The organism is Anaerococcus obesiensis ph10 (assembly GCF_000311745.1).
Lineage (GTDB): Bacteria > Bacillota > Clostridia > Tissierellales > Peptoniphilaceae > Anaerococcus > Anaerococcus vaginalis.
This window is the reverse complement of the sequence record NZ_HE978531.1, coordinates 237,758-252,730: the sequence shown is the minus strand read 5'-3', so window position 1 is coordinate 252,730 and position 14,973 is coordinate 237,758. Positions and strand designations below refer to the sequence as shown.

Below are 14,973 nucleotides of genomic sequence, written 5' to 3'. Positions count from 1 at the left end.
TTTCTAATAAAAAACATCCAAAAACAAATTTGGATGCAAAAATTTATTTATTTTTATTTAATTTTAAATATAGGCTAGTTAGGATAATTATAAGAATTAGAGGAATTATCCATGGAAAATCTACAATATTTAAGGAGATAACTTGTATAATTTTTTTCAACACAGATTCTAAACTTACTAAAAATGAAAGATTTACATTAAACATTTCTTTTAAAATATCTATCAAACTAATTAGAGCATCCATAAATGAAACAATTGTTACAACAATAAAAGAATTTCTAATTACTAATTTATCGAGAGAATTTTTCCCGATCAAATTAAATACTACTAAAACAATTGCTAAAGGATAGACAAATTGTAAAAATGGTCCTGTAATCTTTACTATTGATTCCACTCCAAGAACAGATAATAATAAAGACACTAAAGCTATTGCTATTGCAAGAAAACTATAATTGAATTTATTTTTAGAAAATTCTGCGAAAATATTAGAGATTGATGAAATCAAGCCTACAGATGTTGTAAAACATGCCATAATAATTGCGACTAATAAAACAAATTTGCCCTTATCTCCAAGAATTTTTTCTGAAATATAATTTAATAAAATAACTCTTGAATCTGTATCAATACTTGTTGAGGCACTTGCTCCCAAAAAAGTTAATGAGATATACACAAAAGCAAGTCCAAAAACTGCAATTAGTGATGCCTCTATCGTCTTTTTTAATAATTGATTTTTATAGCCTTTTTTTATTACGCTTTCTACAATTATTGGTGTAAATGCGAGAGCTGCCAAAGCATCCATTGTATTATATCCTTCAAGCATTGAATCAGAAAATATTTTACTTAAATCTATATTAATTTCTTTTATTTGTCCAATTGGATTTAACATTCCAACAATTATCATTATAAATAAAGAAATTAATAAAAGTGGCGTCAAAAATTTTCCAATTAAATCTACAACAGAATTTTTTGCCAAAGACAAAAACAATGATAATCCAAAAAATATTAAAGTAAAGACCCAAATATTTACATTAAAGCCTGCTGATTGTACCATCTCAAAACTTGTAGCTGCAGTTCTTGGAATTGCTCCTAAAGGTCCAATACAAAGAGCAATAATTAAAACTATTGCTTTTGAAAGCCTATCTCCTGCAAGTGAAGTAAAAGTAAAAATATTTCCTTGCCTTTTTGCCATACTAACTACAGCAAGCAAAGTTAATCCGACTCCTACAATTGTAAAGGCAATAGATGCCAATAACCACTTATCTCCATAAGTATATCCCAACATTGGTGGAAAAATTAAATTCCCCGCTCCAAAAAACATTGCAAATAATGCAAATCCTATTACTAAAATATCCATAACTCCTCCTTAAAGCTGTACTTTTATATTTTACCATTTTTTTGATTACTTATTAAGTCTTTTTTAAAGTTTTTTACAAATTTTTAATTATTTTCTTTAAATTTTAATATTTTTCTTTGAGAAATATATTTATTTATAAATTTGAAAACATTTTATTATGAATTTTTATAAGATTTGACATATATTTCCAATGAAATAAGTAAAATTATCCATTTTTTAAAAAGCTATTTTTAACGAAAAAAATAGGAGATTTCTCTCCTATTTATATGATTCTATAAATTTTTTGTCATCTTCTGTCAAAGAAAAATTATTTTGGTCAGTTATTATTTCTGCTCCTTCTTTTCTTATGACAAGTTGGTGTTCAAATTGTGAACAAACGGAACCATCTTTTGTTCTTGCTGTCCATCCATTTGAGTCCATTTTTGATTTCCAATCGCCAACTGCTATCATTGGCTCAATTGTAAATACCATATTTTCTTCTATTCTAGGACCAAATCCTTTTTTTCCATAATGTGGAACTTGTGGATCTTCGTGCATTTCTTTTCCAATTCCATGACCTATAAAGTCCCTTATAACTGAAAATCCATTTTCGCCCTCAACGTATTGTTGAATTGCATAACCTATATCTCCAATTCTGTTTCCTGGTTTTGCAGCTTCAATTCCTTTGTAAAGAGCTTTTAAATTCACATCAACTAACTTTTCATTTTCTTCGCTCAATTTTCCAATTTTATAAGTCCAACAAGAATCTGCAAGTCCTCCCTTGTAATCAATTACATTATCAATTGAAACTACATCGCCTTCTTTTAGTACATAATCTGAAGGAAATCCGTGACAAATTTCATCATTTACAGATATGCAAAGTGTATATGGAAATCCTTGATAGCCTAATTGGGCAGGTCTTGCATTTTTGTGTTTTATAAATTTATTTGCAAAATCGTCAAGAAATTTTGTTGTTATTCCAGCTCTTATTACTTCTTTTATGGCAAGGTGTGTTTGGCAAAGAATTTCTGAAGCCCCATACATTTTTTCTATATCATTTTCTGTATAAAGTCTTATCATTAAAATTCCTTAAAATTTTATAATTCTTTTTGAGCAATAAATTGGAATTTTGAGCCGTCTAATTTTGGTTCAACTTCCCAAATTGAATTTATTGATATTTCTTTTGTTAATTGATCAAAATAATACATTACAATTCCTGCATCAACTAAATTTGCTTCGTCTTTGTAATCTTCTAAATATAAATTTACAAAATTATCTTTTAAAACAAATCTCCATGGTTGTGAATTGTATGATGATGGAGCAAATCTTAGGTATGAGAATAAATCATCAAGTCCTCTTTGGGAAAGTTCTTCTACGCTTGCCTTATGATCTAAATCATCAATAAATACAAATTCATTTATTCCTTTTCTATCATCGTATCTGTGTTCTCTAACTTCTTGTTTTGTAGCTTCGCCAATTGCAAGAATTGACATAATTTTTCCTTCAGCATTTACAAAAGCTGATTTTAAAATATCATCGCTTACTCCGCTTACTGTAATGTAACAAGAAGCTAGTCCTTGTTCATCTAATTTTGTAATTAATTCTTCAAGACCATAAGATCCTTTAACAAGAGCAGATTTGCTATCATTTGTAATATCAAGGGCAACATACAAAGGTGCTTTTATCATAACTCCCTTGTAGCCAGCGTTTCCTTTTAATTTAAAATAAACTTCTTCTCCCTTATTATTTACTTGGTAATGAAGATCCTTTTCACCAAATTTATTTTCTAATTCTCTTGTAATTTGGTAAATCTTTTTAATTTTTTCATCATCTACTTTTTCATCTTTAAAATCTCTAGTAGAAGTTCTTGTTTTTAAAAAATTTGTAGTTAACATAATTCCTCCCGTTTTAAATATTATACCTTAAATCGTCAGTTAATAAATAAATTTATTAAATCCTCTATAATTAAATTCTTATACTTATATGATAAAATATAAATATGAAATTTACAAGCAAACAATTACAAGCTGCAAAACATTTGGATGGTCCTCTTTTAGTTTTGGCAATTCCAGGTTCTGGAAAAACTACCATGCTTTTAGAAAGAATAAAATTTTTGTCAGAACATATTGATTCTTCAAAAATTTTGAATTTAACTTTTTCTAGAATCCAAGCTAATGATATGAAAAAAAGATTTGATAGCAAGGATTCAAATTTTATGACTATTCACGCTTTTTGCTATCTTATAATTAGAAATTATTTAAAAAAATATAATAGACAAGTAAATCTAATAGAAGATGAGAAAATTTACAATAAGTATAATCTTGTTGGAGAAATTTATAAAAGCATTAATAATAAAAAAATGTCCAAAGAAGATTTAAATTTATTTTTCCAAAAAGTATCATTTATGAAAAATTCTCTCCTTGATATTTCTTATCTGAAAAAAGTTGAAATTTCTAATATAAAAGAAATTTATCTGGAATATGAAAAAATAAAAAACAAAAACACCTTCTAGATTTTGATGATATGCAAGTTTATGCCTTAGAATTATTAAATGATGAGTCTTTATTAAGATCAATAAAAAATAAATATAAATATTTTCAACTTGATGAAGGTCAAGACACTTCCCTCTTACAATTTAAAATTTTAGAAAAAATTGTATATCCAGAAAATAATATTCTAGTAGTAGCTGATGATGACCAATCAATTTATTCATTTAGGGCATCAAATCCTACTTACCTGTTAAATTTTACAAAAATTTACAAAGATGCAAAAATAATTACTCTTGATACAAACTACAGGTCTGGTAAAGAAATTATAAAATTGGCTAGCACTTTTATAAAACAAAATAAAAATAGGTACAAAAAAGATTTTAAAGTAAATAGAAAAAATCCAAGCCAAATAAAAATAAAATCTTTCAAAAATTCTTCAAAAGAATATGCTTATATACTTGAAAATATAGATAAAAACGAAAATACTGGAATTTTATTTAGAAATAATATTTCAGCAATTTCTCTAATTTCTTACCTATTAGAAAATAATATTGATTTTTCAATAAATTCTAAAATAATGGATTTTTTTGAATCAAAAATTTTCCTAGATATGATTAATATAATAAATTTTTCAAATGATTTTAATGATGTAGAAAGATTTTCTGAAATTTACTATAAGATTTCATCCTACCTATCAAAAGATGACATAGAAAAACTTATATATAAGCCAGTAAATGAGAATATTTTCGATTTTTTTGAAAATTCTGATATAGAAGATTTCAAGAAAGACGCCTTATTTAACATAGAAAAAAAGCTAAATCACCTTAGAAAATTAGACATTGATAAAAAAATTTCTTTTATATACCAAAGCCTTTCTTATAAAGATTATATTGACATGTTAAGTAGAAAATACAAGGAAGAAACTGTAAATAAAGATATTTATATAGAAAGCCTAAAATATTTTACAAAATCATGCGAAAATCTTGACCAAGTATATGAAAAAATTAAAATTATAGAAAAAAAATCTAAGTCTTTAAGCGAAAATAATTTAAAACTTTCAACTATCCACTCTTCCAAAGGACTTGAATATGACACAGTCTTTGTAATAGATTTAATTAAAAATGAATTTCCTATAATATTAGATGAAGAAAATTATTTTGAAAGATTGGAAGAAGAAAGAAGAATTTTTTATGTTGCAATTACTAGAGCAAAAAATAGCCTACATCTTTTATCACTAAAAAACAGAAATAACAAAAAAGTTGAACCATCAATTTTTTATAAAAATAGTCAAGAAATAATAAAAAATAGCCTTGGTTCAAAGTAATAAATCTTTGAGCCAAGGCTATCATCATATTTATATATAAATTTTTTCTAAAATTCCATTTAAATAAGCAATTACTATTCCATAATTTGTCATTGGAATATTTTTCTCTTTTGCAAGTTTAATTCTTTCTTTTACATATTTTTCATTAAACATACAAGCTCCGCATTGAATTATCAAATCATACTTTTCAATATTTTCAAAATCATCGCCCCTTGCAAATTCAATTTCTATATCATCATAATTTTTTTTCAATAATTTTGGAATTTTAACCCTTCCTATATCTTCACTAATTGGAGGATGAGAACAAGCTTCAGCAATTAAAATTTTTCTTGCTCCCTCATCTAATTTTTTTACAGATTCTATATAATAATCTATATCTGCCTTAAAAGCAGAAAACAAAACAGAAAAAGAAGTTAATTTTATTTCCTTATCCAAAATATTATAAACTTCTTTAAAATATTGAGAATCCGTTATTACAAGATCAGGTTTTTTATTAAAAGAATTTAAGGTATTTTCTAGATTTTTTAAATTTGTAGAAACTGCCGTTGCATTTTTATCTATAATTTCTCTTATAGTCATAACTTGCGGCTTGATAAGCCTAAATTTTGGAGCTTCAGCATCTTGAGGAATCACAAGCAAAACCAAATCATTTTCTTTAACAAGATTTTTTGTAATAGTCTTATCCTCAAATTTAAAATCCGACCTAATCTTATCAAAAAATTTGTCCCTATCATTTTTATTTTTTAAATTAATTTTTAAGGGATTTATGCTTTCAAATTTTTCAAATATTTTTTCTCCAATATCCAAATCTTGTTTGCTTGCAATAAAAATTATATTTGTATATTCCTTTTTTAATTTAAAAATATCATCAAGCTCATCTTCCATAGACAAAAAATACAAAATAAGATTAGCTTTTTCTATTGTTTTTTTTGTTTTTTCTATTCTTTTTTCGTACAAATTCGTATCATCATCAAATCCTGCTGTATCAAAAAATAATACCGGACCAAAATCATGAATTTCCATTGATTTTTTTATAGGATCTGTAGTAGTTCCTTTTTGACTTGAAACAATAGAAACATCTTGGTCACTTATATAATTTAAAAATGAAGATTTGCCAGAATTTGTTTTGCCCAAAAGAATAATACTAAATCTTTCCGAATTATAAGCTTTCATTTTCATACCTTAAAAATATTATTTCTAACTTAAATTAAATCTCTCTTCTATCTTCCAAAGCTCTTTCCAATGTCAATTGGTCAAAATATTCTAAATTTGATCCAACAGGAATTCCTGATGCTATTTTTGATACCTTTACATTTTTTCCTTCTAATAAATGTGCCAAAAATAAGCTAGTTGTTTCTCCTTCTATCGTTGACGAAATAGCTAGAATAACTTCTTTTATATCTTCCTTATCAATCCTATCCAATAATTTATCGATTGATAAATCTTCAGCTTTTACATTATCAGAAGGAGAAATAAGACCGCCCAAAATATGATATTTTCCATGATATACTGAGGATTTTTCAATTGCATAAAGATTTCTAACATCTTCTATTACACAAATTGTATTTTCTTCTCTCGAAATATCTTTGCAAATTCCACAAATTTCATCTTCAGTTAAATTTCCACAAATTTTACAAGGATGAATTTTGGATTTTACTTCTAGTAAAGATTTTGAAAATTCTTCTACGCTTTCTAAATCTCTTCCAACAATACTCATAGCAAGTCTTTCTGCGCTTTTTTTGCCGATAGTTGGTAACTTTTGAAATTGTTCTATTAATTTATTTAAACTTTCAGGATATAAACTCATTACATTAGTCCAGGAATATTAATATTTCCTGTTAATTTTCCCATTTCTTTTTGACTATATTCATCTGCTTTTTTCAAAGCATCATTTATTGCTGCAACAACAAGATCTTCTAACATTTCTGTATCTTCAGGATCTACAACATCTTCATCAATTTTAATTTTGACAACTTCTTTTTTTCCATTAACAACAGCTTCTATTACTCCACCACCAGCTGTTGAAGAAAATTCTTTTTCTTCAATTTCTTGTTGGGTTCTTGCCATTTCTTGTTGCATTTTTTGTACTTTTTTCATCATACTATTCATATTTCCGCCGCCTGGGAATCCGCCTCTTGCCATTTTTTACTCCTTTATTCTTCAATTATTAAATTATTTCCAAAAACTTTTTCTAGTTTTTTCATCACATCATCATTCGAATCTTTTTTTGATTCTCTTATACTATTATTCTTGTTAGATTTTTTTTTGTCAATACTTGATACCTTTATGGTAAAATCTCTTCCACTTACATTTTTTAAAATTTCTTTAATTTTTGCTTTTGCGCCTTCTAAAAATTGATAATATAAATTATTAGTAAAATAAATTGTAAAAATGTCACCATTTATGTCATAATTAAATCCTTCGTCTCTTATCCAAACTTTTAAAATTGGCGAACAAGATGAGGTAAATTCATTTAAAAATATATTTTCTTCTTCTTTTTCTAAACTTACATTTTCAAATGTTTTTTCACTTTCTATGTCTTCATTATCACTATGCTTATTTTTAAAATTTTCTTCTATTTTATTATCAATTTCTTTATTTTCTATTTCCTTATTTTTTTCTTCAAATATTTTTTCATTTTCATCAAGCTTTTCAATATTATTTTCTTCTTTTTTTTCATAATCTAGGCTAGGTTTAGAATTTTTTATAAAATTATCCAGATTAATATTTTCAAATTTTTTATCCACTAATTTGTTTATAATGTCTATTGAATTTGAAGAATTATTTTCTTCTAATTTTTTTAATCTTGATAAAATATTTTCATCATCTTTTAAATTAATTAGCCTTAAAATCGCCATTTCCATAAGCAAGGCTGAATTATCAGATATTTTCATCCTATTTGAATAATCATTTAAAATTTCCAAGTAAGATACTAGCCTATCAGATGAAATTTTTTCTATTTTTTCCTTTATCAAATCCAAATAATCTAAATTTTCAATATATTTTTGATTTTGACTTGTCTTATAGACCATAATATCTCTAAAATATCCTACAAGCCCATCTAAAATATCTTTGTCATCTTTGTTATTATTTCTTAAATCAAAAAGCAAGTCCAAGGAATCTTTTTGATTATATGAAATTATATTAGCTATTAATTTATCCAAAGATTCAAAATCAACAAGTCCTAAGATATTTTCTACATCATTCAAAGTGAAATTATTTTTGTCAATAGACAAAACTTGATCTAAAATCGAAAGAGCATCTCTCATAGCGCCCTTTGCTTTTTTTACAATAAGCTCTTTTGCCTCTTGTTCGATTGTAATATTTCTATCGGATAAAATTATATCAATTTGTTTGATTATATCTTCTCTACCAATCTTATTAAATTCAAATTTTTGAACTCTAGACAAAATAGTCTTTGGAATTTTTTCAATTTCTGTTGTTGCTAATATAAAAACCAAATGACTTGGTGGCTCTTCCACAATTTTTAATAAGGCATTAAAAGCCTCTCTTGTAATCATGTGAGCTTCGTCAATAATATAAACCTTATATTTTAAATTATTTGGTGGATAAACAACTGTTTCTTTTAAATTTCTAATATCGTCAATTCTTCTATTGCTTGCTGCATCCATTTCAACAACGTCCATTGTTGATTCTTCTTCTATTGATTTACAATTTTCACATTCTCCACAAGGAGATGAATCGATTGGATTAAGGCAATTAATTGCCTTAGCAAAAATTTTTGCACAAGTTGTCTTTCCGCATCCTCTCTCTCCTGCAAATAAATATGCGTGAGATATTTGCCCAGACTTAACTTGATTTTTTAAAACATTTACAACCCTATCTTGTCCCAAAACATCAGAAAATTTTTGGGGTCTATATTCTCTATATAAAGCTTTTGCCATAATAATTCCTTTCCCTAAAGATTATACCATAGTGAAAATATTTTTTTAATTTTTAAATTTATTTGAAATTTTTCATTTTTAAAGTATAGTTTTAATCTGTAAGCATGGAGAGCTGTCCGAGTGGCTTAAGGAGCACGATTGGAAATCGTGTATACATTGATAGTGTATCAAGGGTTCAAATCCCTTGCTCTCCGCCATGCACTAGATGGGGAGTTAGCGGTGCCTTGTAACCTGCAATCCGCTATAGCAGGATTGAATTCCCAAGTTAGGATTTTAAAATATATAGTCTGCCTTAAATAAGCGGTGTTGATTGATGGGTCTTACGCAATAGGAAACTATGAACCATGTCAGGACGGGAACGTAGCAGCATTAAGTGGATCTTCTTATGTGCCGTAAGGTCACCTATCATGAGCTGGCTGTTTGAGTAACGTATAGATTTTAATTTACGAGCTTGGGTGTGCTTACATAATATACTCTATAATGCCTTTTGTTTTGACAAAAGGCTATTTTTTAAAGAAGGAGTAAAAATGATTGGAGAAAATCTAAAAAAATTATTTAATCAACCTACGGCAAACATTATAACTCCAGCTAGCGAAGTTGCAGTTGTTAGAGAAAATGATACACTTTTACATGCGATTATTGTTTTATCAAATAGATCTTATCAAACAATTCCTGTTCTTGATGAAAATGACAGAGTTAGAGGGCTTATTTCTATTTCAAAAATTGTAATTTCATCAGAAGATGTAACATTTTTTAATGAAGATATACTAACACAAACAAAAGTTAGCGAAGTTATGGACCAAATTGTTCCAATATTATTTGATGATTCTGATCTTGAAGATGTTTTAAGACTTATAATAAATAATAATTTTATATGTATAACTCATAGAAATGGATATTTTGTTGGAATAATTACAAGAAAAACTATTTTGGAAAGATTTACAAATATAGCTCATAATTTAGAAAATGAGTACAAATTAATTAAGAAATTATAAGAAAGGGAGAAATATTCTCCCTTAGACTGTTGCAAAAGTACACAAATCCTCATGCTAAGAATATCATACGGAAAAAATTGATTTGATTTCAAATTTAAAAATTCGTCAAAAATCGCACTGTTTGAGCTTTAGCGAGTTTGCGATTTTAGAATTTTAAAATTTAGAAATCAACAATTTTTGGAGTCAGATATTCGTGCTTGAGGATTTGTTTACGCTTATAGGGAAAAATATTCTCCCTTTTTTATTTTATTTTAAAAATTCCTGAGCCAAAAGCTGGTATATATAATTTATTTTTACTGTGATAATTTTCATTATAACTTGTTAAAATTTTTTCTATTTTTTCTGGCAAATCTATTTTATATTCCAAATCTGTCAAATTAACTATTATCAGATATTCTTCGTTTTTATATATTCTTTTAAATGCATACAAAGAGTATCCTTCTATTTCAAGAATTTTTGTCTTTGATTCATTTTCGTATAAATTTTTGTTTCTTATATAAAAATCGCTCAATTTTTTATAAAATTCATTAAAATCTTTTTCACTTTCATTTTGTTTGAAAATATTTATTTTCTTATCAAAATTAAAAGTTTCTAAGGAGCCAAATTCATCTGATGAAAAAATCATTTTATTGGAATTCAAAGTATAAACTAATAAAAACAAAGTTTTTAATTGATCATACTTTTTATCATTTGAATTCATTTTCATTGCAAGAGATGCCCCTTCACTAAGGCTATCAAAATAATTAAATCCAAGTAGATAATTCTTATAATCATTTTCTATAATATTTTTGACTATATAAGAATAATTAGCTCTTTCAAAAGGATTTTTTTGGTTGATTTTTATAATTTTTGCAAAAGTTCTATCATAAATCAAATCAAATCCCAAATCTTCCTTTATGTCGTTTTTCCAAATTGAATTATAAAAACCAATAGATATTTTATTTAAATCATTTATATATTCATTAATATTTCTTATAAAACCTAGCCAATTTTCATTGTATCCTCTTGACTTATCCCCTTGCCAAAATATAAGATTTTCTAAATTTGCAATTGCAATTGCGTCAATATTAAATTCTTTAATCAAATAAGTTACAAATGATAAAATAAAAGATTTTGCTAGATTTTTTGTTGGATCTATGTTTATTAATCCACTATAATTATACAAAATATCATCGTAATCATAATTGTACATATTTGAGCCATCAAATTTATTTAAATATTTTCCAAAGGGAGCAAAACTGCTTATATCAATTTCAAAAATAATTCCAAGCTTATTTTTATGGCACAAATCTATAAATAATTTTATTTTTTCAATTTCAATACAGTTTTCATTTATAGAAAAATAAAAACTTGAGCCGTAAGAAAAATCTTCTTTAAATCTATTTGCAAAAATAGGCATAAAATCAACATGGAAAAAATTATTTTCTTTTAAATATCGGATAAATTTATCCATATATTTTTCATCTTCAAAAATTTTCCTATCAAAATTTTTTGCACTCATTTGGTATATATTTAGATTATTTTTATTTTTGTACTTGTAAGAAAATTTGTAAGATTTATCATAGACGATTGAATTTTCATTTTCCTTATCAATTAATTTTGCGTATGGATCTAATTTATAAAATTTTTTCCCATTTTCATTTTCTATTACGTACAAATATTTATCAAATTCTTTAACATTTTTAATAGTTTTTGAAAAAACACCCGTAGAATATTTTCTAAGTTTTTCTTCTGTCCAGGAGTTAAAATCTCCTATTATATAAACATTTTTTGCATTTGGGGCAAGGATTCTAAATATATATGAGTTATTCGCCTTTTTATGATTTCCAAAAAATTTGTAACCATCGTATCCCTTACCTTCCAAATATTTTCTAGTATCCATTATTCTTCCTTTCTATATATTATTGCACACATTATTAATTATATTTTTAATAATGATTTATTTAATATATTATATCACAAAGTTAAATTCTTAGCTTATAGCAAAATTTATCTTGTAGTAAAAGGCTTTTTTTCTGTATAATGTATATATAAATAAATTAAAAAGGACAAGATTTATGGAAATTTTAGATAAAAATGAAAACGAAAGTGTAACAGTGCAAAGTATTTACCTAAAAGTACTCTATGCAAAACAATTTTCTTCTTCTGATAAAATAAACTCTAGGATTCATTTTCATCCCTTTACTGAGTTTTATTATATTTTAGATGGGAAGGGAAAATTTTCAATTGAAGATAAGATTATCGATACCAGCAAAGACGACTTTTTTATAATTAATTCAAATGTTGGTCATAGCATTTATTCAAATGAAAATGAAAATTTAACTTTTATTTCTTTTGGTGTTGATAGTATTTTTGTAAAAAATATCAAAAATGATGAAAGCTTAGAAGAAGACAAATACATATTTAAAAATATAGAAGAAAATAAGGATTATTTTATAGATTCTTTTAATACAATTCACGATGAATTTAATTCTGGAGATATGTTTGCCCAATCAATGGCAAACGCCAAGGCTAGCGAATTTGTTATCTCCTTACTTAGAAAATATAAAAATGATTTTGAAATAACAAATGATATAAAAATAAATAAACAAATTGATTATATTAAAAATTTCATCGACAATAATTATTCTGAAGATATAAAACTAGAAAGCCTATCAAAAATGGCCTTTATGAATAAGTTCCATTTGATTGCAGAATTTAAGCAATCATACAGGGTTACACCTATTGATTATTTAATTTTAAAAAGAATAGAAGTAACTAAAAATTTACTAACAAGCACGAACCATTCAATGGAAGAAATTTCATCAATAGTTGGTTTCAATTCACAATCTTATTTTAACCAAGTTTTTAGAAAAAAAGTTGGTATAACTCCATCACAATTTAGAAAAAATCACAGAATTTAAAAAATCATTAGCCACATTCAGGCTAATGATTTTTTATTTCAATTCTTCAATTCTAATTCTTTCAATTACTCCATCTTTCATGCTTATAATTTTAAATTTATAAGAGCCATAAATTAATCTTGTGTTTTCTTTTACCTCGTCAATTCCTTCGATTTTTGCAATTTCATAAACTAAACCGCCCAAAGTATTTGACATATCTTGAGGTAAATCTAATTTGTATTCTTTTTTAATTTGCCTTACAGTCATTGCTGCAGAATAAGTATTGTCGATTTTCGCCATCAATTTATCATCTTTTACAACAAATTTAATAATAGCAAAAATAAGACCAATTGATATAGATCCAATTAAAATATCAATTAAATCAACAGAATACAAAAGCATTTTTCTTGCAATTACAAACAAAATCAAAGTTAAAATAGCTTCATGAGATCTAGTAATTATCATCTCTATTAGCTCAATACCTACTACCAAAAGAAGGGCATACTTCAAAAATTCATTTAATAGCTCATAATTTTGCCTTAATTGTAAAGTTTGTACAATATCAATCGAATATCTAATTAAATTTGGTACAGACAATAATAAAGTAAGCAAAATAGTCAAACAAATTAAAACTTCAATTATTTTTATGCCCTTGTCTATTATATCTTTTATTTTTTTTCCCATAAAATCCTACTTTTTAGTAACTTACACCTTCAGTATATTTAGACGCTGAATTCCAAATTAAAAATTCATCTTGACCACTATCGTAAATTGCTTTTATTTGAGCCTCAACAGCTTTAGCATCATAAACCATATAATTTCCTTTACCAATCCAAGATGCAGTAAAATCTTGAATCCACGGTCTTGATTTTGGTTTGTGTTCAATCTTAGATAATTCTTCTTGTTCTTCTTTTAAATATCTTTTAACTAATTCATAAGGTTCAAGATCAGGTTTTTCTATATCAAAAGAATAAAGTCCCCAATGAGAAGGGTATATCATAGAACTCATAACATCAGCTTGATTAGATATTTCTTTAAAATCTTGTCCAATACCACCAGCTTTTCCAACTTGCATTGAATAACCAAAAACATCAATTCCACAAGGAGTATCATAAGCTTGGAGCATCTCCCTTGCTTCTTTTACAAAGCTAGTAATGGCATCAACCCTCTTATCCTCATCTTTTTTTTGAATTTTTTCCCATTTTCCTTTTGAATAATCCAATTTATCATTAAAAGTTTCAAAACCTTCTGCAAATCTAACATAATCAAATTGAATTTCATCAAAACCTACATTTGCTGCAAGCTCAGCAATTTTCAAATTATAATTTCTTACCTCATCCAAATAAGGATTCATAAAAGCTTCATCAAGTCCATTTGTCCACAAAGAACCATCACCCAAACTAAATCCCCAATTAGGATGTTTTTCGGTAATAACAGAATCCTTAAAAGTGGTAATCCTACCAATAACATATATGCCTTTTTTATGCATTTTATTTATAAAATCTTCAGCATCAATAACTTTATCAGTAGCATATTTTATATCTTTATTATCAGATTTAAAATCACAAGTAATATTTCCCCAATCATCCTTTATGTCAATAACAACAGTATTTAACTTAGTGCTATCAATCAAATCAAGATTTTTCTTAAAGGACTTTGGATTATTTATTGAATAAGCATTAATATAAATTCCCTTAACACCATCTTTAGGATAATATTTAGATTTCTTTTCATTTAAAGATTTAAGTCTAGATGTATCATAATCCATATTATAATCATCAGGTGTAACTCCAACAAGATAAGCCTCTCCTGTTGGTTTCTTATCTTTCTTATTATTTTCACTTAAATTAGAAGTTATATTTGAAGATGAACTATTATCACTCATTTTTTTATTATTTTTACTTGATGAACAAGAAGAAAAATTAATAGATAATATGAGCAAAAGCAATAAAAATATTTTTTTATTTTTCATATAAACTCCTAGCTAAAATAGATAAAAAAAGAGCAAGTCTAAAAGACCCGCCCTAAATTTATATTATTGAATT

Annotated in this window: 13 protein-coding genes, 1 tRNA gene, 1 other RNA gene and 1 pseudogene; 6 read left to right on the top strand and 10 right to left on the bottom strand. The window is 26.0% G+C overall.

Features of this window, described 5'->3' with window-relative positions; all coding sequences use genetic code 11:
- Positions 1-43: 43 nt before the first annotated feature.
- The 3 genes from brnQ to HGAG_RS01290 form a co-directional block, all read right to left on the bottom strand.
- Positions 44-1,354: a branched-chain amino acid transport system II carrier protein gene (brnQ, locus tag HGAG_RS01300; protein WP_019117579.1), complete on the bottom strand. Its 1,311-nt coding sequence runs from the start codon at positions 1,352-1,354 to the stop codon at positions 44-46.
- 258 nt (positions 1,355-1,612) lie between these two features.
- Positions 1,613-2,413: a type I methionyl aminopeptidase gene (gene map / locus HGAG_RS01295; RefSeq protein WP_019117578.1), complete on the bottom strand. Its 801-nt coding sequence runs from the start codon at positions 2,411-2,413 to the stop codon at positions 1,613-1,615.
- Positions 2,414-2,430: 17 nt separating this feature from the next.
- Positions 2,431-3,228, bottom strand: a complete 798-nt coding sequence (locus HGAG_RS01290; RefSeq protein WP_019117577.1) for a nitroreductase family protein — start codon at positions 3,226-3,228, stop codon at positions 2,431-2,433.
- A 104-nt stretch (positions 3,229-3,332) separates the two neighbouring features.
- Here HGAG_RS01290 and HGAG_RS11835 point away from each other — a divergent pair.
- Positions 3,333-4,033 (top strand): annotated as a pseudogene (locus HGAG_RS11835) (UvrD-helicase domain-containing protein); the annotation flags it as partial.
- A 120-nt stretch (positions 4,034-4,153) separates the two neighbouring features.
- Complete coding sequence (locus HGAG_RS11830; RefSeq protein ID WP_244263831.1) at positions 4,154-5,146, top strand: 3'-5' exonuclease; 993 nt, start codon at positions 4,154-4,156, stop codon at positions 5,144-5,146.
- 30 nt (positions 5,147-5,176) lie between these two features.
- Here HGAG_RS11830 and hydF read toward each other — a convergent pair whose 3' ends face one another.
- The 4 genes from hydF to dnaX are packed head-to-tail and all read right to left on the bottom strand — an operon-like array spanning position 5,177 to position 9,051.
- Positions 5,177-6,319, bottom strand: a complete 1,143-nt coding sequence (hydF, locus tag HGAG_RS01280) for a [FeFe] hydrogenase H-cluster maturation GTPase HydF (RefSeq protein ID WP_019117576.1) — start codon at positions 6,317-6,319, stop codon at positions 5,177-5,179.
- Positions 6,320-6,353: 34 nt separating this feature from the next.
- Positions 6,354-6,953, bottom strand: a complete 600-nt coding sequence (recR, locus tag HGAG_RS01275; RefSeq protein ID WP_019117575.1) for a recombination mediator RecR — start codon at positions 6,951-6,953, stop codon at positions 6,354-6,356.
- Entirely contained in the window at positions 6,953-7,288 is a 336-nt protein-coding gene (locus tag HGAG_RS01270) for a YbaB/EbfC family nucleoid-associated protein (protein WP_019117574.1), read from the bottom strand. The genes recR and HGAG_RS01270 overlap by 1 nt, the downstream gene beginning before the upstream one ends.
- Positions 7,289-7,299: 11 nt before the next feature.
- Positions 7,300-9,051 carry a DNA polymerase III subunit gamma/tau gene (dnaX, locus tag HGAG_RS01265; protein WP_019117573.1) on the bottom strand — a complete coding sequence of 584 codons (1,752 nt, stop codon included), beginning with the start codon at positions 9,049-9,051 and terminating at the stop codon, positions 7,300-7,302.
- Positions 9,052-9,157: 106 nt separating this feature from the next.
- On the opposite strand from dnaX, the gene HGAG_RS01260 reads away from it, so the two are divergent.
- The 3 genes from HGAG_RS01260 (at position 9,158) to cbpB (ending at position 10,046) form a co-directional block, all read left to right on the top strand.
- Positions 9,158-9,248, top strand: a tRNA-Ser gene (locus tag HGAG_RS01260).
- Positions 9,248-9,514, top strand: an RNA gene (gene ffs / locus HGAG_RS11185) — signal recognition particle sRNA large type. Before HGAG_RS01260 ends, ffs begins: the two co-directional genes overlap by 1 nt.
- Before the next feature lie 64 nt (positions 9,515-9,578).
- Positions 9,579-10,046, top strand: a complete 468-nt coding sequence (gene cbpB / locus HGAG_RS01255) for a cyclic-di-AMP-binding protein CbpB (protein ID WP_019117572.1) — start codon at positions 9,579-9,581, stop codon at positions 10,044-10,046.
- Positions 10,047-10,287: 241 nt separating this feature from the next.
- Here the strand turns inward: cbpB and HGAG_RS01250 are convergent, their stop codons facing one another.
- Complete coding sequence (locus HGAG_RS01250) at positions 10,288-11,928, bottom strand: GlgB N-terminal domain-containing protein (protein WP_019117571.1); 1,641 nt, start codon at positions 11,926-11,928, stop codon at positions 10,288-10,290.
- A gap of 175 nt (positions 11,929-12,103) precedes the next feature.
- Between HGAG_RS01250 and HGAG_RS01245 the strand changes: the two genes are divergently transcribed.
- Entirely contained in the window at positions 12,104-12,949 is an 846-nt protein-coding gene (locus tag HGAG_RS01245) for a helix-turn-helix domain-containing protein (RefSeq protein ID WP_019117570.1), read from the top strand.
- Positions 12,950-12,982: 33 nt separating this feature from the next.
- Here HGAG_RS01245 and HGAG_RS01240 read toward each other — a convergent pair whose 3' ends face one another.
- Together HGAG_RS01240 and HGAG_RS01235 are read right to left on the bottom strand one after the other, a co-directional pair.
- Positions 12,983-13,612: a transporter associated domain-containing protein gene (locus HGAG_RS01240; protein WP_019117569.1), complete on the bottom strand. Its 630-nt coding sequence runs from the start codon at positions 13,610-13,612 to the stop codon at positions 12,983-12,985.
- Between the two features lie 13 nt (positions 13,613-13,625).
- Positions 13,626-14,900, bottom strand: coding sequence for a putative glycoside hydrolase (locus HGAG_RS01235; protein WP_019117568.1), 1,275 nt, complete (start codon positions 14,898-14,900; stop codon positions 13,626-13,628).
- Positions 14,901-14,973 lie beyond the last annotated feature (73 nt).

Bases quoted from the DNA above. Each gene is read 5' to 3' on its own strand.
- recR (WP_019117575.1), bottom strand. From the start codon at position 6,953: ATGAGTTTATATCCTGAAAGTTTAAATAAATTAATAGAACAATTTCAA.
- HGAG_RS01235 (WP_019117568.1), bottom strand. From the start codon at position 14,900: ATGAAAAATAAAAAAATATTTTTATTGCTTTTGCTCATATTATCTATT.
- HGAG_RS01245 (WP_019117570.1), top strand. From the start codon at position 12,104: ATGGAAATTTTAGATAAAAATGAAAACGAAAGTGTAACAGTGCAAAGT.
- hydF (WP_019117576.1), bottom strand. From the start codon at position 6,319: ATGAAAGCTTATAATTCGGAAAGATTTAGTATTATTCTTTTGGGCAAA.
- HGAG_RS01240 (WP_019117569.1), bottom strand. From the start codon at position 13,612: ATGGGAAAAAAAATAAAAGATATAATAGACAAGGGCATAAAAATAATT.
- HGAG_RS01270 (WP_019117574.1), bottom strand. From the start codon at position 7,288: ATGGCAAGAGGCGGATTCCCAGGCGGCGGAAATATGAATAGTATGATG.
- HGAG_RS01250 (WP_019117571.1), bottom strand. From the start codon at position 11,928: ATGGATACTAGAAAATATTTGGAAGGTAAGGGATACGATGGTTACAAA.
- dnaX (WP_019117573.1), bottom strand. From the start codon at position 9,051: ATGGCAAAAGCTTTATATAGAGAATATAGACCCCAAAAATTTTCTGAT.
- map (WP_019117578.1), bottom strand. From the start codon at position 2,413: ATGATAAGACTTTATACAGAAAATGATATAGAAAAAATGTATGGGGCT.
- HGAG_RS01290 (WP_019117577.1), bottom strand. From the start codon at position 3,228: ATGTTAACTACAAATTTTTTAAAAACAAGAACTTCTACTAGAGATTTT.
- brnQ (WP_019117579.1), bottom strand. From the start codon at position 1,354: ATGGATATTTTAGTAATAGGATTTGCATTATTTGCAATGTTTTTTGGA.
- cbpB (WP_019117572.1), top strand. From the start codon at position 9,579: ATGATTGGAGAAAATCTAAAAAAATTATTTAATCAACCTACGGCAAAC.